The 23,152-nt window shown below is 48.7% G+C and carries 23 protein-coding genes and 1 pseudogene; 16 read left to right on the top strand and 8 right to left on the bottom strand.

Features of this window, described 5'->3' with window-relative positions; genetic code table 11:
* Positions 1 to 69 precede the first annotated feature (69 nt).
* Together ACFPYJ_RS26295 and ACFPYJ_RS26290 are read left to right on the top strand one after the other, a co-directional pair.
* Positions 70 to 756 (top strand): response regulator transcription factor, encoded by a 687-nt coding sequence (locus tag ACFPYJ_RS26295; RefSeq protein ID WP_379191208.1) that lies wholly within the window; start codon positions 70 to 72, stop codon positions 754 to 756.
* 1 nt (position 757) lies between these two features.
* Complete coding sequence (locus ACFPYJ_RS26290) at positions 758 to 2,092, top strand: sensor histidine kinase (RefSeq protein WP_379191207.1); 1,335 nt, start codon at positions 758 to 760, stop codon at positions 2,090 to 2,092.
* Between the two features lie 198 nt (positions 2,093 to 2,290).
* Here ACFPYJ_RS26290 and ACFPYJ_RS26285 read toward each other — a convergent pair whose 3' ends face one another.
* Both ACFPYJ_RS26285 and ACFPYJ_RS26280 read right to left on the bottom strand, forming a co-directional pair.
* A complete protein-coding gene (locus tag ACFPYJ_RS26285; protein WP_379191206.1) occupies positions 2,291 to 2,710 on the bottom strand; it encodes a collagen-like protein in 420 nt (139 codons plus the stop codon).
* Between the two features lie 103 nt (positions 2,711 to 2,813).
* Positions 2,814 to 3,635 (bottom strand): FG-GAP-like repeat-containing protein, encoded by an 822-nt coding sequence (locus ACFPYJ_RS26280; protein ID WP_379191205.1) that lies wholly within the window; start codon positions 3,633 to 3,635, stop codon positions 2,814 to 2,816.
* Positions 3,636 to 3,766: 131 nt separating this feature from the next.
* On the opposite strand from ACFPYJ_RS26280, the gene ACFPYJ_RS26275 reads away from it, so the two are divergent.
* Together ACFPYJ_RS26275 and hmpA are read left to right on the top strand one after the other, a co-directional pair.
* Positions 3,767 to 4,081: a chorismate mutase gene (locus ACFPYJ_RS26275; protein ID WP_379191204.1), complete on the top strand. Its 315-nt coding sequence runs from the start codon at positions 3,767 to 3,769 to the stop codon at positions 4,079 to 4,081.
* A 139-nt stretch (positions 4,082 to 4,220) separates the two neighbouring features.
* A complete protein-coding gene (gene hmpA / locus ACFPYJ_RS26270) occupies positions 4,221 to 5,435 on the top strand; it encodes an NO-inducible flavohemoprotein (RefSeq protein WP_379191203.1) in 1,215 nt (404 codons plus the stop codon).
* Between the two features lie 31 nt (positions 5,436 to 5,466).
* On the opposite strand, the gene ACFPYJ_RS26265 is transcribed toward hmpA, so the two are convergent.
* Positions 5,467 to 5,970, bottom strand: coding sequence for a Crp/Fnr family transcriptional regulator (locus tag ACFPYJ_RS26265; protein WP_379191202.1), 504 nt, complete (start codon positions 5,968 to 5,970; stop codon positions 5,467 to 5,469).
* A gap of 240 nt (positions 5,971 to 6,210) precedes the next feature.
* On the opposite strand from ACFPYJ_RS26265, the gene ACFPYJ_RS26260 reads away from it, so the two are divergent.
* From ACFPYJ_RS26260 to ACFPYJ_RS26240, 5 genes are all read left to right on the top strand, one after another.
* The gene (locus ACFPYJ_RS26260; RefSeq protein ID WP_379191201.1) at positions 6,211 to 6,894 is read left to right on the top strand and encodes a FadR/GntR family transcriptional regulator; all 684 of its coding nucleotides are present in this window, start codon (positions 6,211 to 6,213) and stop codon (positions 6,892 to 6,894) included.
* A 97-nt stretch (positions 6,895 to 6,991) separates the two neighbouring features.
* The gene (locus ACFPYJ_RS26255) at positions 6,992 to 8,329 is read left to right on the top strand and encodes an ABC transporter substrate-binding protein (RefSeq protein ID WP_379191200.1); all 1,338 of its coding nucleotides are present in this window, start codon (positions 6,992 to 6,994) and stop codon (positions 8,327 to 8,329) included.
* Between the two features lie 77 nt (positions 8,330 to 8,406).
* Complete coding sequence (locus ACFPYJ_RS26250; RefSeq protein ID WP_379191199.1) at positions 8,407 to 9,285, top strand: carbohydrate ABC transporter permease; 879 nt, start codon at positions 8,407 to 8,409, stop codon at positions 9,283 to 9,285.
* Entirely contained in the window at positions 9,285 to 10,112 is an 828-nt protein-coding gene (locus tag ACFPYJ_RS26245; RefSeq protein WP_379191198.1) for a carbohydrate ABC transporter permease, read from the top strand. Before ACFPYJ_RS26250 ends, ACFPYJ_RS26245 begins: the two co-directional genes overlap by 1 nt.
* Entirely contained in the window at positions 10,109 to 11,308 is a 1,200-nt protein-coding gene (locus ACFPYJ_RS26240; protein ID WP_379191197.1) for a trans-sulfuration enzyme family protein, read from the top strand. The genes ACFPYJ_RS26245 and ACFPYJ_RS26240 overlap by 4 nt, the downstream gene beginning before the upstream one ends.
* Positions 11,309 to 11,363: 55 nt before the next feature.
* Here ACFPYJ_RS26240 and ACFPYJ_RS26235 read toward each other — a convergent pair whose 3' ends face one another.
* The 3 genes from ACFPYJ_RS26235 to ACFPYJ_RS26225 all read right to left on the bottom strand — a co-directional run bounded on the left by ACFPYJ_RS26235 (position 11,364) and on the right by ACFPYJ_RS26225 (position 14,616).
* On the bottom strand, positions 11,364 to 12,545 hold the full coding sequence (locus ACFPYJ_RS26235) for an NAD(P)/FAD-dependent oxidoreductase (protein ID WP_379191196.1): 1,182 nt from the start codon (positions 12,543 to 12,545) through the stop codon (positions 11,364 to 11,366).
* 41 nt (positions 12,546 to 12,586) lie between these two features.
* The gene (locus ACFPYJ_RS26230; RefSeq protein WP_379191195.1) at positions 12,587 to 13,021 is read right to left on the bottom strand and encodes a helical membrane plugin domain-containing protein; all 435 of its coding nucleotides are present in this window, start codon (positions 13,019 to 13,021) and stop codon (positions 12,587 to 12,589) included.
* 323 nt (positions 13,022 to 13,344) lie between these two features.
* Positions 13,345 to 14,616 (bottom strand): S-adenosylmethionine decarboxylase related protein, encoded by a 1,272-nt coding sequence (locus ACFPYJ_RS26225; RefSeq protein ID WP_379191194.1) that lies wholly within the window; start codon positions 14,614 to 14,616, stop codon positions 13,345 to 13,347.
* 193 nt (positions 14,617 to 14,809) lie between these two features.
* On the opposite strand from ACFPYJ_RS26225, the gene ACFPYJ_RS26220 reads away from it, so the two are divergent.
* Positions 14,810 to 15,469 carry a glycosyltransferase gene (locus tag ACFPYJ_RS26220; RefSeq protein WP_379191193.1) on the top strand — a complete coding sequence of 220 codons (660 nt, stop codon included), beginning with the start codon at positions 14,810 to 14,812 and terminating at the stop codon, positions 15,467 to 15,469.
* Between the two features lie 139 nt (positions 15,470 to 15,608).
* Positions 15,609 to 15,807: pseudogene (locus ACFPYJ_RS26215) on the top strand (sodium-dependent transporter); the annotation flags it as partial.
* A gap of 104 nt (positions 15,808 to 15,911) precedes the next feature.
* Here the strand turns inward: ACFPYJ_RS26215 and ACFPYJ_RS26210 are convergent.
* Positions 15,912 to 16,826 carry an amidoligase family protein gene (locus ACFPYJ_RS26210; RefSeq protein WP_379191192.1) on the bottom strand — a complete coding sequence of 305 codons (915 nt, stop codon included), beginning with the start codon at positions 16,824 to 16,826 and terminating at the stop codon, positions 15,912 to 15,914.
* 888 nt (positions 16,827 to 17,714) lie between these two features.
* On the opposite strand from ACFPYJ_RS26210, the gene ACFPYJ_RS26205 reads away from it, so the two are divergent.
* The 3 genes from ACFPYJ_RS26205 to ACFPYJ_RS26195 all read left to right on the top strand — a co-directional run bounded on the left by ACFPYJ_RS26205 (position 17,715) and on the right by ACFPYJ_RS26195 (position 20,514).
* Positions 17,715 to 18,770 (top strand): hypothetical protein, encoded by a 1,056-nt coding sequence (locus tag ACFPYJ_RS26205; RefSeq protein ID WP_379191191.1) that lies wholly within the window; start codon positions 17,715 to 17,717, stop codon positions 18,768 to 18,770.
* A gap of 6 nt (positions 18,771 to 18,776) precedes the next feature.
* Complete coding sequence (locus ACFPYJ_RS26200; RefSeq protein WP_379191190.1) at positions 18,777 to 19,634, top strand: hypothetical protein; 858 nt, start codon at positions 18,777 to 18,779, stop codon at positions 19,632 to 19,634.
* Positions 19,635 to 20,358: 724 nt separating this feature from the next.
* Positions 20,359 to 20,514, top strand: coding sequence for a hypothetical protein (locus ACFPYJ_RS26195; protein ID WP_379191189.1), 156 nt, complete (start codon positions 20,359 to 20,361; stop codon positions 20,512 to 20,514).
* A 251-nt stretch (positions 20,515 to 20,765) separates the two neighbouring features.
* Here ACFPYJ_RS26195 and ACFPYJ_RS26190 read toward each other — a convergent pair whose 3' ends face one another.
* Positions 20,766 to 21,614, bottom strand: coding sequence for a helix-turn-helix transcriptional regulator (locus ACFPYJ_RS26190; RefSeq protein WP_379191188.1), 849 nt, complete (start codon positions 21,612 to 21,614; stop codon positions 20,766 to 20,768).
* Positions 21,615 to 22,171: 557 nt separating this feature from the next.
* On the opposite strand from ACFPYJ_RS26190, the gene ACFPYJ_RS26185 reads away from it, so the two are divergent.
* Together ACFPYJ_RS26185 and ACFPYJ_RS26180 are read left to right on the top strand one after the other, a co-directional pair.
* The gene (locus ACFPYJ_RS26185; protein ID WP_379191187.1) at positions 22,172 to 22,354 is read left to right on the top strand and encodes a hypothetical protein; all 183 of its coding nucleotides are present in this window, start codon (positions 22,172 to 22,174) and stop codon (positions 22,352 to 22,354) included.
* A 62-nt stretch (positions 22,355 to 22,416) separates the two neighbouring features.
* Positions 22,417 to 23,124 (top strand): DUF421 domain-containing protein, encoded by a 708-nt coding sequence (locus ACFPYJ_RS26180; RefSeq protein WP_379191186.1) that lies wholly within the window; start codon positions 22,417 to 22,419, stop codon positions 23,122 to 23,124.
* Positions 23,125 to 23,152: the final 28 nt, after the last annotated feature.

The following is a 23,152-nucleotide window of genomic DNA, read 5'->3' as shown; positions in this document are numbered from 1 at the left end:
TCACAAAACATAGGGTTTCGATTGGTCCAGCAAAAAAAATGATAAACTGGATGGGAAGGTGGGATATTCATGAGCGTATTGAATACGATACTCGTTGTAGACGATGACCCAAGTATCGTTGAACTAATGAGGGACTTTTTGGAGAATGATAATTTTCAAGTGATAACGGCTTGCGACACCTCTGAAGCATGGGTCTTGTTCCAACAAAGCCCCGTGCATTGCATCGTTCTTGACATCATGATGCCAGGGCAAGACGGATTCGAGTTATGTCGTCGGATTCGGAAGGAGAGCAGCGTTCCGATCCTTTTCTTAAGTGCCCGCAGCGATGATGTGGACAAGATTCGAGGGCTGACTCTCGGCGGCGATGACTATATCGTCAAAAGCGCTTCCCCAGGAGAGATTGTTGCCAGGGTAAAAGCTGTATTGCGGCGTTCCGTTTCCCAGCAGCAAATGGATGAAAAAATCTTGGATTATGGACGCATCAAGGTAAATCTGTCCGCAAGAGAAGTGGTAGTGGAAGGGGAAAACGTATTGCTCACACCGAAGGAATATGAGCTGCTGCGATTGTTTGTGGAACATCCCAGACATGTTTTTTCCTATGAACAATTACTTGATAGGTTTTGGGAAGGGGTTGGCGATAAGCATACGATTCGGGTTCATCTCAGCCGGCTTCGGGACAAAATCGAACCCAATCCGAACCAGCCGCGGTACCTGGTCAATGTATGGGGAATAGGGTATCGCTTCGAGGGAGGATAAGATGAGGACAATTCGTATTCGCACGTTTACTTTGCTTTGTTTCTTCTTCATCCTTTCACTGCCGTGGATCTTCTATGTTGCCGCTCATTTCTTGGAAACAAACACACTTAGCTTCGCAAAAAGCCAGTCAAAAAACGAAGCTCTGCAAAGACATTTGGCCGAGACGACTCACCTGATCGAATCGAACACGGACAAATGGATGGATCCGAATTGGCAAAACCAATTGCACAACCAATTGCGGAAAGCGAAGATGGATGCGGTTATATTATCGGCGTCAGATCAGGAAATTTATCGGTCTAACCCGGAGTCCCACAGCGCTTTTTCGTCAACCGCCGAACGGTATTCTCTCTTAGAGGACGGTCATTTACTTGGAAAGGTTGTCCTTTATCTGCCGGAGACAAATACGGTACAACTAATTTCGATGATTGTCGGATTATTGCTGGCATTCTTTATTATTGGTGTCGGGATGCGAAGGTTCCTTCTAAAGCCCCTCGAGAGGATGAGCCTTGCAGCTAGACAAATTGCAGCAGGAGATTGGGATGTGCGGTTACCCGTATCCCAAATCACAGAAATCGCCGAAGTACGCGATGGATTTGAAGTTATGGTGAAGGGACTTCAAACATCTAATCAGAAGCAAGTGGAATTGGAGGAAGAACGCCGGTTCGTGATTGCTGCCGTCGCGCATGATTTACGAACACCGTTGTTTGCATTACGAGGCTATTTGGATGGCCTGGAACAAGGGATTGCTCAATCGCCGGAGAAAATAACGAAATATTTGGCGGTTTGCAAGGAAAAATCGGCACAATTGGATCGGCTGGTAGAGGACCTGTTCACATTTACGAAGATGGAGTATTTGGAGACGAAATTGAACAACAAGACCGTTGATCTGACATGCGTACTTCGGAAGTCGATTGATAGTCTGAGTCCGCTGGCTCGGCAAAAACACATCTCGATCTCCAGTCATTTTACAGACGATTGCATCATTAGCGGCGACACGCATTTATTGGAACGCGCCATGAATAATCTTTTGGATAATGCCGTTAGACACACACCTTCCGATGGTGAAATTGTAGTCCAGTGTTATAAAGATGGCAGTAAAGTGAAGTTTACGATACGTGATACAGGACCTGGTTTCTCTTCGGAAGAGCTGCAGCGCGTGTTTGAACCTTTATATCGTGGTGAAATATCCAGGAATCGGTTAACCGGAGGCAGCGGATTAGGGTTGACGATTTCACAAAAAATTATTAGGCGTCACGGGGGCGAGCTTGCTGCAGATAACTATTCGGAGGGTGGAGCCCTGCTGACTGGCTGGATACCTGTATACGGTTCGGACTAAAAATGAAGTTTTTTATCACCTGATAGGTACAAGAAAAAGTGGCTGTTCAAGGTCACAGTTCACGGTACCCTGTTCAGCCACTTTTTACGAAAGCCGCGCTTACGGATTTATGTGAAGACGCGCAAGCTCCCGGTTCACCTTCAATTTTTGGACAGCACGGCTCCTTCGTACATGGCACGCAGGAGTAAGATCTCTATCCTAGAAGCAGGTAAAGGAATCAATGCGGCTTAAATCAACGCCGAAATACATCCAGAACCGGCCGTTCCATCTAAACCCGGCTACAGAGGTGCGGCCGACGAATACCGGGTAATACCAGAAGCTCTGCCCATTATTGAGCCATACAAAGGTGTTGCGGAACATGCACCGCCTTATACCGCCCGGATCTACAGCAAACAGGCCAACATTGTTAGGCTGTGTGGGGGTGAATTGGGGCGGCGGAGCAGTAGGTCCTTGTGTTCCTGGAGGACCGCCTTGCGGTCCTTGCTGTCCTGGAGGTCCCCCCGGAGGGCCAAAAGGCGGCGGTCCAAAATTTCCCGGAGGTCCAAAATTTCCTGGAGGTCCAAAATTTCCTGGAGGCCCGAAAGGACCGCCCGGAGGACCTGGAGGCATGAATGACATAAGCGATTCACTCCTTGTAAAGTAGGCTAAACCATCGTATGCAGGGACAGGAGCGGAGGTTTGGGCGGATGAACATTATTCAATTCGCTTGTAACACCGCCGCCTAGAAGAGAGCAGCCAGTTTTGTGCTGAGGATGGAGACAGATAATCTGGCGGATACGAATGAAGTGCCGGACCAGACGAGCAGATTCTCGACGTACCCCAGGGTATCCGCATTGATGGGGCCAATAATACGCTGCATAGCCAGTAAATCATAGCTTGTGCGGGCTTCATTGGAGACAATGGGGCTCAGGGCGCCGAGCGCGAGCACCTCTCCCTTGACGGGCTGCTTCAGTCTTCCATTGTCGTTGTAATACTGCGACAGGTATTCGGGGCCTTTGCTGCTGATATCAATGGTGAACAGCACATCCAGCTGCGGGCTGGATACACTAACCTTGTAGAAATCCTCATAGTAGACGTTAAATTTGTATTCATTATTATAGAGATCCACGTCAAACATCGTCCGCAGCCTGTTATGTTTGAACGAGTACATGTAGAAGTAGCCGTACCCGCCGCTTCCGCCCGCGTCGATGCTTACGAGAATATCAGGGACCTGGTCTTTATCAAAATCCCCAAGGAAGAGCCTGGCGCGGTAGCCGGCGTTGTTCGGAAGGCTAACGGTCGTGTAGCGATTACTGTATCCGTCTTGAATGACAAGTGTTATTTGATCCGCAAAATCACTGACCGGCCCTTCCGGGCGGTTGCCGACCAGAAACACCTGGTCCAGACGGCCATCCCCGTTAACATCCCCCTGCTTCTTGTCCAGCACCACGATTTTTCTTGCCAACAGATTCGGGCGAAAGGCTTGTGAATGGAAAGGCGTAGCCAGATAAATGCCCCCTAAACGAAAGATTAAGCTGCTCTTGCCTATACGTATGTAGGTCAAGGACTTATAAATTGTGCAAACGCCTATTTGCGGCTTTTTTATTTACAGCATCGATTCTTGCATGGTATATTCGTTCTAATACTTCATTGCATAAAAGCGCAAAAGCGTTAAAGTAAAGGAGCTGCCTCAACATGACAATCCCAAAGAACGAAAGCATGGAAGCTATCAACTTAGAAGACTTACGCAGACGCATTGATCAGCTTGATCAGGAAATCATAAGCCTGTTAGCCCAGCGGTTCCAATTAACTGAGACTGTAGGTCACTATAAAGCACAGCATCATTTGGAGGCTCAAGATAAAGCGCGCGAATCACAGCAGTTTAAGAAGATTATCCGGCTGTCCGAGCAGGCGGGGTTAAATGCGGAGTATTCTGTGCAGGTATATAGGCGGATTATTGATATTGTAATTATGCGGCATCAAGAATTGCAAAGGGCAGCCGGAGACTGAGTATAACTTCGGGGAGGATTCGGCCTCGGACCGCCGCCACAAATCGTTACCATTCACTGTGACTGCAATCACATGCCAGCCCGAGCTGTGGGCTTATACTTGGTTCATACAATGAATCATGAAAGCGAGGGTGTTCCTAATGTTGAATAAGCAAACGATTGAAGTTATTAAATCAACTGTACCCGTATTGGAGATTCACGGAACGAATATCACCACAAGATTCTATGACCGTCTCTTTACGAGCCATCCGGAGCTGCTGAATATATTCAATCATGCGAACCAGAAGCAGGGGAAGCAGCAGACTGCGCTTGCCAATGCCGTCTATGCAGCAGCGGTTCACATCGATAAACTGGAGGCGATTCTTCCTGTAGTGAAGCAAATTGCGCATAAGCACCGCAGTCTCGGCGTAAAGCCAGAGCATTATCCGATCGTCGGGGAGCATCTGCTTGGGGCGATTAAGGATATCCTTGGAGATGCGGCGACGGAGGAGATTCTGCAAGCCTGGGCGGAGGCCTACGGCCTCATTGCGGATGCATTCATTAGCGTAGAAGCTGAGATGTACGATCAAACCCGGCGGCAGCAAGGAGGCTGGGCGGATTTCCGGGCCTTCAAGGTTGCGGAGAAGGTTAAGGAGAGCGATGTGATTACGTCCTTCTACCTTGTACCTGAGGATGGGAAGCCGATTGCCGACTTCCAGCCAGGCCAATATATTAGTGTGAAGGTGGAAGTTCCGGGAGAACCTAATACGCATATACGCCAGTACAGTTTGTCTGATGCGCCAGGCAATCCGTATTACCGGATTTCCGTCAAACGGGAAGATGAGAAGACCGGCAAACCTGCTGGCCATGTATCGAACTATCTGCACCAAGCGGTTCAGGAGGGCGGAATTTTATGGCTGTCTGCACCTGCAGGGGATTTCGTGCTGGATGTGCAGGATGAGCGAAGGGTCGTCCTTATAAGCGGAGGGGTTGGATTGACGCCGATGGTGAGCATGGTGAACACCTTGGTGGACAAATATCCGCAGCGTCAGGTGACTTTCATTCATGCGGCAAAGCACAGCAGCGTTCATGCGATGAAAGAACCGCTGGAGCAGCTGGCACTTGCCAATCCGCAGCTGTCTGTGCATTGGTGCTACAATAAGCTATCCGATGAGGACAAAGCGAATCGGACTTATCATAAGGAAGGCTATCTCGATTTGGCGTGGCTGCAGGAGATTGTCCCGTCGACAGACGCCGCCTTCTACTTCTGCGGACCGGTTCCATTCATGCGTGCCTTGAATAGCTTGCTCACACAACTGGGGGTTCCGCAGGCGGATATTCATTATGAATTCTTTGGTCCTGCAAGCAGTCTCTAAACAGCCTGGTCAAAGCGTTTGTCAAGCCGCGTTAAATCGAGGTCTGCGCACGCAGCAGCCGGTTGACGGTTTCCCGGCGGAGTCCGATCAGCTGGCCGATTTCCTCTTGGGTAAGGACATCTGTCAGATGGTCCGGTCCTATATAGGTCTTGAACCAGACCTCCAGCTTGCGCAGCTTTTCGGCCGGCGTTACTTGGGTCAATTGATCGATCCGCTGCTGCATCATGCGCAGCTTATCCTGCAGCAGAAGTGCAATGTCGCGGCACTTGGCCGGGTTCTGCTCGAGCTCCCGATACCACTGCTGCGAGGGCACCGGCTCAACCTCGCAGGGAACCAATGCAATAGCCGTGCCATTGTAGGGGTTCGGGCTGATTAAGGAATGATGCGGGATGATTTCATCCGGTATAATGATATTTACCAGAAACGGAACGCCGTCCTCGTGAACGCGGGCGATTTTTAATAAACCGCTCTTGAGATGATACAACTGACCGGACTCGCCTTGGCGAAACAGCGTTTCTCCCTTATGCAGAAGCATCGTAATCCTCCATAGCTATCAAGCGGACGCCTCTTTTCAGAGGTGTTTCGCTTTTTTTTGTTTATAATTGCTGTAAGTATAACAGGTTCGCGGCAGCGGAAAAACCTTTTCGGAAAAGGACGTATGTCCTATATTTCAAATCGCCTAACCTGATTGGCGACGTCAATACAATTGACAAGATAGAATCTATCGTTTAGCCTATCAGATAGGTGGTAAGCTAGAAAGGCGGAACGATGGGGTATGAAAAAAATACAAAAAATCCTAGTGCATGAGCTGGTGTCACAGGAGATTCAAAACTACATTCAGGAGCATGAGCTGGAGGAAGGGGATAAGCTGCCATCTGTCGGAGAGCTGACTGAAATGTTTGGCGTTGGCAGATCCTCTCTCAGAGAAGCCTTAAGGTATCTGGAAGCAGTTGATATCATACGGGTTGAGAACGGGAAAGGGATTTTCGTCCGTGATGTGAATACATTCCGGTTCTCCGGGAAAGTTAAGATCGAGCGGGAGCGGACCTTCCTGCTTAATACACTCGATGTCCGCAGGTCGCTCGAGGGCAAAGCGGTGGAGCTGGCATCTAAGCGGATTACAGCACCTCAGATCCAGGAGCTCGAGAATTGCCTGGAGGAATACCGGACTCTAAAGGAGAACGGCGAGGACACTTCACAGATTGATCTGGCATTTCATCATTTTATTATCAAAGCCGCAAACAATCCGATTCTTGAAATCGTACTCGATTCCATATCCGGACTATATGAGAAATTTTTTAACGATCCGCTCGGAGATAAGCGGCTGTTCGACGAGTCGTATCCGTATCATTTCACGATGTTTAAAGCCATTGCGGCACATGATACCGAACATGCTATGGAAGAGTTCAATAAATTGATGGATTGCATTGAAAACATCATCAGCACTTATAAAGGCTAATGGGATATTTTTGTGTTGACAGTAAAAAAGCCTTTACATATAATCAACCTATCAGACAGGATGACTGTATGATACATGCATAAGGGGGCGAATTTCCATGACAGGTCGCAAGAAAGTTTTAGCTTCGCTGCTTACAACGGTTTTGTCAGTTGGACTTTTGGCTGGATGCGGAAGCAACCAGGCAAATGACAGCGCTACAAATGGTAATGCTGGTAATGGAGCCAAAGACGAGAAGGTAACGCTTCGCATGATTGAAAGCTTGACAAGCCCGAAGAGAACGGCACTGCTTCAGGCGATGATTACCAAATTTAAGGCTGAGAACCCGAATATTGATGTGGATTTGGTTTCACCTCCTTTTGACCAGGCAGATAACAAGATCAGAACGATGCTCGGTTCCAATGAGCAGATTGACGTTATTGAGGTCAGGGACTTGAACGTCGCTGAGTTCGTCAATAACGGATATATCGAACCGCTGGACACTTACACCGGCCAATGGAGTGATTTTGCTACAGTAAGCTCCATTTCCAAATCGGTTGGTTCCGTAGGCGGCAAATTGTATTTCATACCGAACGGCTTATACGAAAGACAGATGTTCTACCGCGCGGATTGGTTCAAGGAAAAGGGCTTGACGCCGCCGACGACATGGCAGGAGCTGTATGAGACAGGGAAGAAATTAACGGATCCGGCGAAGAACCGTTTCGGTTTCTCCTTCCGCGGAGGAGCAGGCTCTAACTCGACTACGGATGCACTGGTTCTGGCATACAACGGGGATAACGTGAACTTGGAGGATTCCATGTTTACGAAGAGCGGCGCAACGATCTTCTCTACACCGGAAGCTAAGACAGCTATGGATCTGTACATGAAGATTTATAAAGAAGCATCACCGCCTGACTCGATCAACTGGGGCTTCCAGGAGCAGGTTCAAGCCTTCACTTCAGGCGTAACCGGCATTCTGCTGCAGGATCCGGATGTTATCCAATCGCTTCAGGAGAAGATGGAGAAAGACACATGGGCTACAGCACCGCTGCCAATGGGTCCAAACGGCAAATCACTGCTCGCTGCCGGAGGAGCAGGCTGGGGAATCGGCGCCAATTCCGAGCATAAGGACGCAGCATGGAAGCTTGTTTCCTTCCTTTCAAGTCCAGCAGAGAATACGGCATTCTCCAAAGACTATGGCTTAATTCCGATCCATACAAGCGCTTCTGAGGATGAGTTCTTCCAATCGGGACCGTATAAAACACTGCTCGATATGTCGAACAAACCAGATATCTTCGTCAATTTCAAACCGCCGTTCGAATATCCGGGAACCGGTCAATGGGGCCAGGTTGTAATGGAAAGCGGACAGGCTCTCCTCTTAGGCCAAGCCAAGCTGGATGATACTTTGAAGAAATGGAATGACTTCTGGGTTGATCAAAAGGAAAAAGTGAAAAAATAAGGCTCGCATAAAGAAGTCATACTCGTGGTGGGTGGCAAACGCTGCCCATCATCATTTTTTTCCGAGGCGGTGTGGTAATGAAGAATCAGAGGTTTATACTAACGGGATTAATCCCCGCCCTGCTCCTGGTGCTCGTATTTACGTATTATCCCTTTATCAAGGGAATTGTAATGGCTTTCCAGGACTATAAGCTGTTCGATCTGAGAAATGTCCATTTCGTGGGTTTATCCAACTTTAAGGCGGCTTTCCAAGATCCTAAATTCATCAAGGCTCTGCAGAACAGCGGATATTGGGTGTTCTTCTCCCTTATTTTTCAATTTTTATTTGGTTTGACGCTTGCGCTTTTGCTCAAGAAACCGTTCAGAGGACGGGGAGTTTATCAAGGTTTTATCTTCTATTCCTGGGCGTTGTCCGGTTTTCTGATCGGGATGATCTGGAAATGGATGTTCAACTCTCAAATCGGCGTTATCAACGATATTCTGCTGCGTTTAGGCATCATTCATGAAAGAATCGGATTTCTCTCTGACCCCAAGTGGGCCATGATTTCTGTTATTATCGCTAATGTCTGGTACGGAATCGCTTTCTTTGCCATCATGCTGTTAGCGGCTCTGCAGTCCGTTCCTTCAGAACTATATGAAGCGGCGGATATCGACGGAGCAAGTGCAACGCGTAAATTATTGAATGTCACCCTGCCTTATATCATGCCGACAATCATCGCCACTACACTGCTGCGGGCGATTTGGATATTTAACGATCCTACTATTATCTATGGTTTGACCAATGGCGGACCAGCGGGCAGCACACATATTCTGTCTTCGCTCATGCTGGATAAAATCATCTATGCCGGCGATTACGGCTCTGCATCTGCTATCGGAATCATTATGATCGCCCTTCTGCTGCTCTATACGATATTCTTCTTAGCAGTTACTAAAGCAGAGAAAGCGGGGGATTTCTGATGAAGCTGCGTCTCTTGAGCCTATCCAAAATCATTTACTTAGCGCTCCATCTGATCGTGATGGTCTTTCCACTTTACTGGATCATCATTACATCATTAAAGCCGCAAAAGGCTATTTTCTCTTTCCCGCTTAAATACTGGCCGGAGCATGCAACGCTGCAAAACTACATCAATATTTTCAAAATATCCAAGTTTCACATTTATATCGGGAACAGCCTGCTGATTGCGATTGTATCCGCTATAATCGTGATCGTTATCGCGGTGCTCAGCGCTTACGTGATGGCGCGGTTCACCTTCCGCGGGCATCGGCAGATCATGCTCGCGTTCTTCGCGACCCAGATGCTGCCGGGCTTCATTGCCCTCGCGCCTTTGTATTTAATGATGAGCAAGATGCATCTGATTAATAACCGTTTATCGCTCGTTATCATGTACACGGTTGCACTGATTCCTTTCTGTACCATCATGCTGCGGGGGTTCTTTCAGCGGATACCTTCAAGCCTGGAGGAAGCGGCGATGATTGATGGCTGCTCGAGATGGACGGCGCTGCTGCGGATCATTATGCCCGTTATGCTCCCGGGGATCGCCTCTACCTTCATCTTCGCGTTCGTACAGAACTGGAATGAACTGTTCCTGGCGGTTATGTTTATCGATAACGATGCACTAAAGACGCTGCCGGTTGCGATGAACTCTTTCATTCTGAAGTTTGACGTGGATTGGGGAGCGATGTCGGCGGGCGCGGTCTTGTCTATTATACCGACAATCCTTTTATTTGCTTTTGCCCAGCGATTCATAGTAGAAGGATTAACACAAGGAGCAGAAAAAGGATGAGCGTGCTTAATAAGAATGCAGAAAAGAAAGCAAAAAGGGATGAGCAGTTTACGGCAGCGGCTTATGATCCCATCGATACCAGACACCACGGCGCCATTCATATGCCTGTTTACCAAAACAGCCTGTTTGCATTCGAAACTTATGCTCAATTTGAGCAAGCGACCAAAGATCTTATGCACCATCATGTTTATTCACGCGGCAACAATCCAACGGTCTCTTATCTGGAACAAAAGCTCGCCGATCTGGAGGAAGCGGATATTGCCAAATGCTTCGCTTCGGGGATGGCCGCTATTACTGCTGCGATCCTGTCCGTTGTAGGGCAGGGAGACCATGTCGTGTGCGTGAATCAGGCTTATGGTCCGACGAAAGAATTCCTTGGCTCTTACATGACTAAGTTTGGCGTAGAAACAACTTTCATTGATGGCAGCAAGATGGAGAATTGGAGCGCCGCGGTCCGTCCGAATACGAAGCTGCTCTATCTGGAGAGCCCAACTTCGGGGTTCTTCGAATTACAGAATCTCCGTAAGTGCGCGGAACTCGCCAAGAGCATTGGGGCTGCAACGATCATTGACAACACCTGGGCAACCCCTCTGTATCAGAGTCCGCTTAAGCTTGGCGTAGATTTGGTCGTACATTCGATTTCCAAATATATTGGCGGCCACAGTGATTGTATCGGCGGTGTCGTACTGGGCTGCAAGAAGGTAATGGAACCGCTTTGCAATACCGAATATATGCTGTTTGGCGGACTCATGACGCCGCAGACGGCAGCACTTGTGTCCAAGGGTCTGCGGACACTTCCCCTGCGCATGGAAAGACATGAAGCAAGCGGGCTGCAGGTGGCCGAATTTATGAGCAGTCAACCCTATGTGAGCCGGGTGAACCATCCCGGTCTGGCCTCTCATCCCCAGTATGAGCTGGGTCTGAGTCAGATGTCCGGCAGCAGCAGTCTGTTTTCCTTTGTCTCTCCTGAACCTGTTGAGAAGCTGAAGGAATGGGCGAGCCGGTTGAAATATTTTAAAATCGGGGTGAGCTGGGGCGGCTTTGAAAGTCTGGTGACGGTTAACCAATTCATCAGCAGTGAAGCGGATGGACGTCCGTCTACGATCGTGAGGCTGTATGTGGGTATGGAGAATCCGCAGGATCTGATCGCCGACTTGAATCAAGCCTGGCAGGCTGTATCATCGCTGAGTCAATAGAAAAGCGGCATAATAAAAGGGGGCCAATCGGCCCCCTTTATTATGTCTATTCGGTTTAGTACGCCAGTGCGAACAAACCGTGGATATGCGACAGGTAACGAACGTTACTTGCTTCTTTCATCAGCGTTGCAGGCAAGCCTTTAAGCTGTGTGCCGCTTCCGCCGATTGTACCGACTGCATCCTTGCGGCCCAGACTGCCGAGTGTTCCTGAGAATACCGGCGAGAACTTATCCATAACGCCGCCTTTGATCAGAACGGACAGATTGTAGCCGACCGTTTCGCCCATTTGCCAAGCAAGCTGAGCTGTTGGCGGGAAAGGACGTTCGCTTCCCTCTGGGAATACAACCGCACAGTCACCGGCAAGGAATACTTCAGGGTGGGAAGTCGATTGCAGTGTCGAAGTAACTGTAGAGCGGCCGCGATCTTCTGCAAGGCCGCTGCTGCCGACAACCGGGTTGCCTTTAACGCCGCCAGTCCAGATGATCGTGCTGGAATTAATCACATTGCCGTCTTTAAGCGTCACGGAAGTTTTAGTTGCTTCTGTAATCGCTACGCCAGTGATGAAGGTAACACCTCGCTTCGACAGGCTTTCCACGGCGCGATCGATCAGCACTTTAGGGAAGATAGGCAGAACTGCAGGAGCTGCTTCCACGCAGTATAGGGAAACATCGTTGAAATCGATGCCTTTGCTGCGGCAAACTTCAGGAAGCTTATCCGCAAATTCGCCAACGAGCTCAACGCCAGTCAAGCCGCCGCCGCCCACAACGATGGTTGCATCCGCTTTGTTTCCTGATTTCTTATAAGCATCCAGGCGGGCTTCAACATGCTCGCGAATACGGTTCGCATCAGCGACCGATTTCAGCACAAAGCTGTTTTCTTCCAGACCCGGGATACCGAAGTAATTCGTTTCACTGCCAAGAGCAACGACGAGATAATCGTAGCTTTGAACGCTTCCGCCCTCAAGAACGACTTTCTTCTCGTTCGGTTTAATTTCTTTGACCGAATCCACGATAATGTTCACATCATTGCTGCCGACAAGCTTGGCAAGAGGAAGCGAAACGGCTTTCTCCGCGATGGTTCCACCAGCAAGACGATGCAGCTCAGTAATAATTTGATGTGTCGGGAAACGGTTAACGATCGTAATGCTCGCATCCGATGCTGACATATATTTGCGCGCAGTTTGAGCGGTAAGAACTCCGCCGTATCCGCCGCCCAGAATCAAAATTTGCTTCGACATATCCATCCTCCATTCTTTCTCACAACTTCATAAGTTGTTATCTATTTTTCGTTTTTGCGTTCAGCCAGCACATTCAGGAATGCTTGAGCAAAGCGAAGTGTCTTCTGGACTTCTGGATCTTTCAGCATTTTAAGCATAGCGAACAGGCCGACTGTAGCCCCTGTGTCTGCTTGCGTGCGCTCGCCAGCTTCAATTGCCGCAGCTGCGATACCTTTTGCTTTGTCTTGAACGGGCTTCACGAATTCGCCGATACCATGCGCAAATTCATTGATCAGCACTTTGTCAGTTGCGATGCCTTGAGCGAAGTCATATGCCTTCGTCATCAGGGTTACCATTTCCGCCAGCTTCGGCAGGCTGTCCACCAATACAGTTAAAGATTGTTGGACATCCGGTTTCATCAACTGGTCAAGCACGTCTAATGACTTTGTTTCTTCGGCAGTTACTGCTACCTCTTGTTGAACAGATGTTTGTGACATTAGAGAACGTCCTCCTTTGCAATGAGATAAAAGTAAGTTGCATCCCTTGATTGTGTCAGTCCCAACAGGGAAGTATGCACTCCTAAGACTTGTAACATTTTTCACATAGTGAATCCGGGTGAAGAAATGAAACATGCTGTGAGCATGACGTAATCGGGTCCCAACCCTTTGCTTCTATTCTACTCCATATGCCGTGAGATTTAAATGACTACTGTTATGGAATTTTGGAGAATCTAGGGGAAAATAAAAAACCCGCCGTAATTGCGGGTTAATTGCTCGGCTGAAGCTGCCTATAGATGAGAAAATAATCCTTTAATATCCATTTATTTATCCATAAGCCTTCTTCTCTGATACAGCAGGCCGTCCGAAGTCTCATTCCGGCCGATAACAAAGTCCTTCATATGGCGGGTCAAATATTGCTCATACCGGCTTTCTGTTTGAAGCAGCAGCTCGTCAACGTAGTAGCTCCCGGGCGGAATCGGGTCGAGAAGCAAACTGGCAAGTGAAGCATACAAGCCGCAGGCGACCTGAAAGTAAGTCGCATTCGTTTGGTACTGAACGAAGGTGTCGCTGCTTTTTACCGTGTTGTACATGTAGGTCTCATAACCGTCATAGACGAGCAGGACGCCGACGAGATCTTCGCCTGATACTTCTTGCCGGGCTGGCGTGATAATCTGGCTGTTCAGATCCCACAGCTTGCTTGCATCGTTTAGGTTGCTGCGAATCAGCTCCGTTGTATGCTCGTTGATGCGGTACAGAAAGCCAATCTCCATATCATAGAGATGTCCTAAGGTGAGAACCTCTTCATGCGCCATAAGGCTGCCGTAAAACTGCTTATCGCCTAGGCTCACCTTATATTCGGAGGCATACACCTGCTCATACATGCACAGCGGGATATGGTGGTGAACGAACATTGGATAGCAGGAGACAGCCTCATCCAGGAAGCTTTCTGTCGACCAGGTCGTATATAGTGTGTTTGGGTCGACGCTGCCCGGATCCGCCAAGAAGGATGTATCATGCTCAACGATATAACAGGCTAAAGGCTTATCCTGCGGATTGAGCTCCATGAGATGAATGGCCATCCACTGCACAACGCCCGGATTCATCCCCGTGCCGATGATCGCTTTGGCGTTGTTGAAGCTGCCCTTGTGGGCTTCTAATCTTAAGTACCGTTCAATGGGTGGAAATCCATAATTCTGTTCCCCTTCATCAACGAGGGTATCGGTCAGGGCGGTATTCATATATGAGATGCCAAGGCGATCGCAGCAGCTATGCATTTCAATAGTGCCGGCAAGGGAAACATCAACGACAAGAGAGGTTCCAGTAAGGACGAGGAGCGCTTCGAAATCTTCAACCTGTGCAAGATCCAGCTGATAGAGCGTGATCTGCGGCATTAAGCCTGGACACACCTGTGAGTAGTATTCCTCCGTTTTCTGTCTGTAATCCACCAGATGGAGTCTGGCTCTGCTGATGATGGACATAAGGGGGTCGCTCTCATCCTGAGCAGAATGATTAAGGAAAGCTAAGAAAGCTTTCGCAACGCCGCCGCCGCTCCCAAGAATCGTAATCGAAATCGGATCATTAGGGTTCTCCATAGAATCACTCCTTGAGATACTAGATTCTATAGATTATTAGAGATTCATAGATTTGGTTTGGACGAACTTCTCCATATAAATGAAATAAGCCGAATAATTAAAAAAAGGCTATTTAACCCGTGCCCAGTGTATGAAATGAGTAAAATGGTCCAAAATAAGGCGATGAAATCTGAAAATAAAGGAGAATAAAGAATTGAAAAATCGGTTTTTGAAAGTAATGCTGCTTTGTATAACCCTGACACTAAGCTTGGCCGTACCGTCAAAAGCGGGGGCTGCGGCAGTCGATCATTCGCATGGGCATCATCAATGTCTGAGTAAGTCAGCGGCACAGCTTCAGTGGGATCTGAGAAAGCTCTGGATTGATCATGCGCTATGGACGAGAAATTATATTGTGAGCGCTGCAGCAGGCCTTGAAGATCAAGATAAAGTGCTGGCAAGGCTTCTGAAAAACCAGCAGGATATTGGAAATGCGATAAAGCCCTATTATGGGGAAGCGGCAGGCAATAAGCTGGCTGAGCTGCTGAGAGAACATATTCTGATTGCCGGTAAAATCATCGCCGCATCGCTGCAGGGCAATCAAGCAGATATAGAACGATACAATAAAGACTGGTATAAAAACGCAGATGATATCGCGAAATTCCTAAGCGGCGTTAATCCGAATTGGTCCGCCAAAGAATTAAAGGATCTGTTGGATGTGCATTTGCAGCTGGTTGCAGCCGATGCGGCAGCGCGGATCAAGAAGGACTGGGATGCGGACATTGCAGCTTTTGATGAAGGGGAATCACATATTATCAAGCTGTCCGATACACTTGCAACTGGGATTATCAAGCAATTTCCTGATAAGTTTAAATAATTCGCATGCCCGGGATGTCCCCCAATCGTTGTATAATAGACTTGCTGCGGATACCAAGAAGGTAATCCGTTAATAGGAATGACTGTATTGGGAGGAGATCATGAATTCACATTAAGACTCAGCACAGCATCATTCTTCAGGCAAAGAAGAACGATTCTCCTCATCGGGCTTTATTCTCGCGGCGATCGGGAGCGCAGTAGGTTAAGTTCCCTTACATAACCGGACTTTACGGCGGTGCAGCATTTTTTCTGCTGTTCATTGTTTGTTTAGTGGCTGTAGGTTTGCCCGTACTGTTAGCCGAGCTTACGATTGGCCGGGGCGGGAGAGGAAGCGCAGCATGGGCTGCACGGAACTGAATACAACGTCAAATAGCCGTCCCTGCAGGGGATGGCTATTTGACGTATGCTGGTCTCATCAAAATTCGGCGCGTATTGGATGTATCTTATCCTGCTGTGAATCCCCAGCCGGTTAAAGGCAGCTGCAGTTTATGCTCGCTCATTGAGCCATCTGACGTATCCTCAATGCCCACCAGCAATCCCTCTGCTGTCGGGATAATGTGCAGGATCTCGCCGTTCGGTACGCAGCTTGCGGCAATCGGGGCCAGCAGCGGGAAGAGCGCTTCTTCGAGCCAGGTCCGTTCTTTGAACCATTGCGGCGGTGAAGCGGGGAAGGGGTAGCCGCCGGCAGGGGCACCGAGTTGAGCGGCCAGCAGCTCCGGATCCGGGGACAGCTGCCTCCCTGCGCCGACCGCAGCGACAAAACGCAAGCATAGCTCTGCTGTACGCAGAACTTCGTCATAGTTCAGCGACCCGTTGGCATAGCGGATCTCGACGGTGCCGATATCGAACCAGGCTGCCGTATTGATCCCGCATCGATGGGACTGGGGGCGGCCGCTGTTATGAACGGCGTCGGCACATGGCTGCTCCATATAGCGGCTGCGCATCTCCGGCGTAACCGGCGGACAGAATAGAAGCCGGTGTTCACTTGTCTGAAGCAGGGAGCGTAATGCATCCTGGCAGCATAATGCGGCATCCAATAACGGGAGGATGATATCCTGCCCCCACGGCTCCAATCCTACGTGAACATGCAGGCCGCAGCTCCAATTGGCCTCCGCCCCTTGCTCAGACAGCCGATCCAGCATCACCTGCAGCTGCTTGCGGTCGCGCCATAGAATCGGAGGCGGCTTAAGCTCGCTGCCGGACTGCGCTCCGGCGGAATCAACCTGATGCTCATCCAGCGCCATCACCCAGCCGGGCAGGAGCTCAAGCTGTTCAGGCTGACCGCCGACAAACTCGATTTCGACACCGAATCGAAGGTCTTTCCAATTCACTTCTCTAGGCCACATTATCGTCGTCATTATCGTTGATCCATCCCCTTCGTATTCTCATTATCGCAGTGCGCGGCGAGAAGGAAGGAGGCGGGCCGCGGGCTTAACGGGGAATCTTCATTCTAGGCATAGGTGTGCCCTCCTTTATAACAGTATCGCTTATGGCAATCATACCCAAATGCAGAGTCGCAGTAAATATGAACTTACTCCTTCAAGCCGCCCCGATACTCGGCAGGCGATACTCCCGTATATTTTTCTGCTGCTCGTAGAAATAGCCGGGCTCCAAATAGCCGATATGCTTCGCGTGGGGCGATGTGTGTTGGCAGTCAACCACAAGACGCATGTGCATCTATACTGGTTTATTACAGTTATTTCGGGCTATAGACGTTCAATCGAGTGCTATACTGGAAATTTCCAGTTATAAATGCTTGATTGAGCTCCAAAAGGTTCATATGGGGCGATTTAACTGTATCGATTGCAGTATAGAGGTATTCTCAATCGGAGAGCACTCTTTTTAACTGTACGAATTCCAGTATAGGCCAAGGCTTAACAGATTTCTTTTTCCACGGATAGGTAGGGAAGAGCAATGGATGGCGGAGCTTTCATATAAGTCATCAAAGATGACGTAAGAATAGCCCCTTTATCTTTATTGAGTCAGCTGCTTTGTTTTTTCAATAAACTGAGCGTTCTCTATTCGGCCGGTCAATTACTCAGGACGGAGTCATTCATTTGGAGCGATTCCAATACATATCAATATATTCAGTGGCTGGAAACATACGACAATAGTACAATTATTTATAAGTCGGGAGCCCTTCACTTCATGTGTCCAAGGAAGAGCTTCTTCACATTGACGCCAGACAGCATGAAACAGCCTGAATGAGTTGTCGAACCAACCACTAAGACAGGAGGTATCATTTAATGAACATGCTTCAATTATCGGCTTCAATGTCTTCGAAACGAACGATTACGACCAACAAGCATTATATGACGATTGTGTTTGGGATGTGGTTAATTGCCGGGGTTTTCATTGATGGCTTTGCGCATAATCATGGTGCAGTGGAGACCTTCTTTACGCCGTGGCATGCCATTTTGTACTCCGGATTTCTCGCCTCTGCAGTCTGGATGGCATGGCTTCTCTATCAGTCGAAGCAAACATCGGGAGGAACGTGGGTGCAAGCAGCACCGACCGGCTATGGGCTTGGACTGATAGGGGTCGCGGTGTTCCTCTTGGGCGGGCTCGGCGATATGGGCTGGCATATTATCTTCAGTATCGAGCAGAATGTGGACGCGCTGCTGAGTCCGACGCATCTGATGCTTCTGATCGGCGCGCTGCTCATATTATCCAGTCCATTTCGGGCTGGGTGGAGCAACCGCGCAATGACAGCGCCAAGCTGGCGGGAGTTTGCGCCCCCCTTCCTCTCAGTTGTCATTACGGCAGGTGCGGTCAGCTTCTTCCTCATGTATGCATGGATGTTCCGTTACAATTTACCCGCGGCACCGGTAATCGACTGGTACTGGAACCGGTACTATGACGAGAATATCGCGCAAAATAATGAGGTGCGCGGATTAACGTACCTGCTGCTCAATACGCTCGTCTTCATGTATCCCGTATTTCTGCTGATGAAGCGCTGGAGAATTCCATTCGGCACGATTACGCTGCTGTTCGCCTTACTGACTGCGCTCATGAGTGTGCTGGACGGATTCAGCAATTACCCCTCTATCATCATTGCATGTGCGGCCGGTTTAGTGGGCGATCTTATCTATCGATGGCTGCAGCCAGATGAAGGGCGCATTTGGGCCTATCGTGTTGTTGCGATTGCAGTGCCTACTGCGTTGTGGAGCTTCTATTATGCATGGATGCAGCTGTCAGACGGTATTGGATGGTCAACCGAGCTCTGGTCAGGCTCGATTATCGAAGCAGCCCTTGCTTCACTTGGACTAAGTCTGCTCGCGATTTCCAAGTCAAAGGAATAATGTGTCATGAACAATAGAAAAGCCGCAATCGTATTCCTGCTTACAATCATTCTGATCATCGTCAGCGGCTGTTCCGGCCATACCATGGATAACGTGGATATTCATCCGCCTACACAGGGGCTGCTTCATTATTTGCAGAAGGATCAGATGGCTAATGTATCGGATCGGGGCTATAAGGTGAGCGTGAAGACATCTTCAGCAGCGGTGAGCAGCAAGAATGAAGCTCAGCTGACTTTAGAAGTTGCAGATCCTTCAGGCGTACCCGTAAATTCCTTCACGGAGGATATGACCAAGCTGATGCATCTTATCATAGTAAGCAGCGATCTGTCGTCATTTTCACATGTTCATCCAGAGTATGAGGGAGAAGGCAAGTTCACGGTGAAGTTTAAATTTCCGTCAGGCGGCGATTATCTATTGATAACGGAATTTATGCCGGGCGATAAAGGGCTTACGGTGTATAAACAGTGGATAAAGGTTGAGGGTGATAAGCCCCAGGCGAAGAAGCTGACGCCAGACACCGATCTCGAACGAAACATAGACGGTGTGAACATCTCCTTGTCGATGATGCCTGATGCAAAGGAAGTCCGGGCAGGGCAGATGGCCATGCTGGACTTTCGGTTAACGGATGCTGCGACCGGGAAGGATATTCCCTTGGAGCCGTATTTGGGCACCTCCGGCCACTGCGTCATCCTGGACAGCAAAGCGAAGCAATACCTGCATGTACATGCAGTCAGCGAAATGAGCAGAGGCTCGAGCGTCATGTTCCATACCGCGTTTCCGACAAGCGGAACCTATAAAGTATGGGGACAGTTTCAATATAGGGGAAAGGTTATCGTTGTCCCTTTTGTCATTACGGTTCAGTAAGAGAGTGTTAAGCCAAGGAGCCATCGAGGGTGATGGCTTCTTTTTTATATCCTCAGCGGATTCCATGTGCCTTTAAACTGGAATCAGCAAGGAGAGGGGAGGGGCGGCTGTTTCGATGCAATTATTTTGGAGCGTTTTTGGATGCCGATAGATGAGCCGATTGAGCGGTAAAGCTTGATTGAATCAACTCACCCTCTTTTTTGAAGGTCGCAATTGCCCGTCGAATCAGACGGTATTGGGCTGGAAAAGCTCAGAAAAACCCAGTAATCACAAGGCTTTGTCGATTCCACCCGTCTTCTGAGGCAGACGCCATTCATCTTCTGGTGATTGGAGTGATTATGCTCAAACTGCACTTACAAAACGCAAGGCGTCCCAATCGGACGGCCGTTCTGACTGGCGAGACTTCCCGCTTACACGGCTTGGGAGGAGGGAACAAGCTTAGAGATGAGGCTTTTACGTTAGAAAGGAGGCGTGCGCGATTTTGTATGGCAAACCGATAGAAGCCATACCTGCGTATGCTTGGCTTCCAGCGAGGATGATCGAATGCTAGGTATAACGCATGCAGAGATCAGCGTTCGGGGGAGATGAAACTTGATGGGGATTAACCATAATCAACTGTATTTCCGACAAGCGGTGTTTATAAGATGAATGAGGTGGCTTCTCTATAAGAGAATGATAATCGTTGTGCCTCTTGCCCTCACGGATCGTTGAGAGATTGTTAGGCATGGGGGCATCAATGGCGTTCACAGAGATGCTGTCAGATCAGACTTGGAATTTATATGCAGATCTAGTTGACAAAGTTAATCGGAGTACAAGCGCGAGGGAGAGGCGGCAGCTCGGTGGATTTATTTTTGGATCGATTGAGGAGGTCGACGGATGAGCTGATATAGCAGTAAAGCTTGATTGAATCAACTCACCCTCTTTTAGAAAGGTCGTATTTGCCCGTCGAATGAAGGGGGATTCCATTAGAAAATCTCGGAAAAATCCTTTAATCTCAAGGGTTTGTCGATATTCCACTTCTCTTGAAGCGGTGATTTTGATCCTGCAGCGGCTGGAGTAATTATGCCCAATCTCTGTTCCAAAGGCGAAAGGCTGCCCGGATTGGACAGCTTTCGTCTTGTGGTCTACATTTTAAACGGCTTTGAAAGGGAGAACAAGCTCATGAAGCAGCTCTTGCGGCAGAAAAGGGGCGAGAGCGGATAGATGCTTCGGATCCAGCTGCCCGCTTTGAATTCGTTTCACCAGGATGGCAAGATCGGACCGGTCCAGAAAAGGGGCAAGCCCAGCGATCACTCCCGCATCGGGATTGTGAAGCGCCTCCTGCTGAACCAGCTTCGATAGCGTTGCCCGGTCAACGAAAGGACAAAGACCTTGAATAACCTCCCAATCGAGATTGTCCAGCGCATGATCGACCAGTTGATCGAGCGGTTCTTTGCCCAGAAATGGAGCCAGGGCGAGAATCTGGCGCGCATCCACAGAACCAGTGATAACCTTGCCGACCAAGCGCTCAAGTGAAGCCCGGCCAAGGAATGGGGCCAAGGCAGACAAGGAACTCCAGTCCGTCTCGCCTTCGAGCGTCTCAACCAGCATTTCCAAGGTCTCGCTAGGCAGGAACGGCGCGAGAGTAATAATATGCTCCCAAGAAATAGTACGCTGTTCAGAGTTATCGGCAGCATCATCAGCTGTTAATTCCAGTTGTGATTCCGGGTAATGCTCTTCCGAATCAGCGGCAACCTCTAAACTAGCTGGTCTCCCATCCCGCTCTTTACCTGCGGCTTCGCCGCTTAATAAGGCATCAATCGTAATGCCAAGAAGGCTCGACAATTCGGGCAGCAGCCCAATATCCGGCAGCGATTCACCGCGTTCCCACTTCGATACGGCTTGATGACTCACCTTCAGCAGGTTAGCAAGTTCACCCTGCGTATAGTCTTTGTTCCTTCTTAATTCCGATATTAATGCACCGATTTTTCGCACATCCATCTTCTCTTACCTCCCTGGCTATGGTTTGCAATCGCGCGATTTGCTGCTATTAACGTAACATAGGACTTGTCTAAAACCAATCAGCGATTAGTTGAATCTGGAAATATACGATTTATATCTAAATTCAACCAACGGTTGAGTGCCCTGAAATGCAGTCATATTCACGTGAAATAAAGGGGGGAAATGCATGCATATGGAGTTAAAACAGTCAGATGATTCCTTGAGAACAGTTAACTTTAGAAGGATAAAGTCACCTATAATCTGATTTGCCGGATATGTGAATACGGGCAGTCTATTCGCTTGAAATCAGAGGATATCAGCATGTTTATGCGCAGCCGCCAGTTCATAATCCTTGGCTCTTGATTTCGGAGAAAATCACTCATGGGCGAAAGTAAGAGCCCATTCAAACATTGGTAATAAATCTGCAAAAACAGCCTCTTACCGACATGAATGGATATCTTGATTCCGCATAATTATTTGCATATAAGCACACAGTGTCGAATTCAGCGGCATACCGCCTGAATACGACGATATAATGCTGCAGCTGCGCTGCAAGATTGAAACCTCCGCATGTCGCGGGAACCATGGAGCAGGCAGCAGGGCAGCAGGTAGAAACGGTTGCAGAATTCGCAGCCGGGTTCTCGGAAGGGGCATACGGCGTTGCAGTCGGCAGGAAAAGTCAGCTCTACCACAAACCCATTGAAATAGGCTCTGATTTCAAGCGGCGGCAATCCCGCTGAACGGTCAGCTGATTGACTTCCACCGGGTTTGGAAATAATGAGAGGTCAGGAGGGATCAAAGGATGCATGCTTATATGGAGATTCTAATTCGGGCCATTCTGTCTATTATCCTGCTGTTATTCATTGCGAAAATACTCGGTAAGCAGACGATTTCCAATATGACGTTTCATGATTTTGTGACCGGCATTACTATAGGGGCGATTGCTGCCAACTTGGCTTTTAATGAGGACCTGAAATGGTCCTATTTGCTGTTGTCGCTCGTTGTCATTTCGGCGACGTCCTTTTCGTTATCCCTCATTGCCTTGAAGAACCGCAAACTAAGAAGCTGGATCTCGGGCTCTCCCACCGTACTCATTGAGGGCGGCAAAATTCTTGAAAATAATATGAAAAAGGTAAGATATACGCTGGATTCATTGGATCAAGCGATAAGGGAAAAAGGGATTTTCAACATGGAGGAGGTGGAATATGCCGTGCTTGAAGATAACGGTATGGTATCCGTATTACAATGGGACGAATATCGATATGTAGCCAAAAAGGACTTGAAGCTTCATTCAAACGCACAGGCGTTTCCCGTTGAATTAATTATGGATGGAACATTCATGGAAACAAATTTGGAGCATAACGGCCTCACGAAGGATTGGTTAGAGTCCGAGCTAAGACGCAGGGGGAAACGGTTATGCGATGTTTTCTATGCAGTAAGAGGAACGCAGCAGCAGCTCTTCTTTGATTTTTACGAAGATGGCATTCATAAGCCTATTGATAAAGAATAGGAAAACCGGGTTCGTCAAATAGGAACGA

This window comes from Paenibacillus solisilvae, from assembly GCF_042656405.1.
Taxonomy (GTDB): Bacteria; Bacillota; Bacilli; order Paenibacillales; family Paenibacillaceae; genus Paenibacillus_Z; species Paenibacillus_Z solisilvae.
The sequence above is the reverse complement of the archived record's forward strand: the minus strand, read 5'-3'. Positions and strand labels throughout refer to the sequence as shown.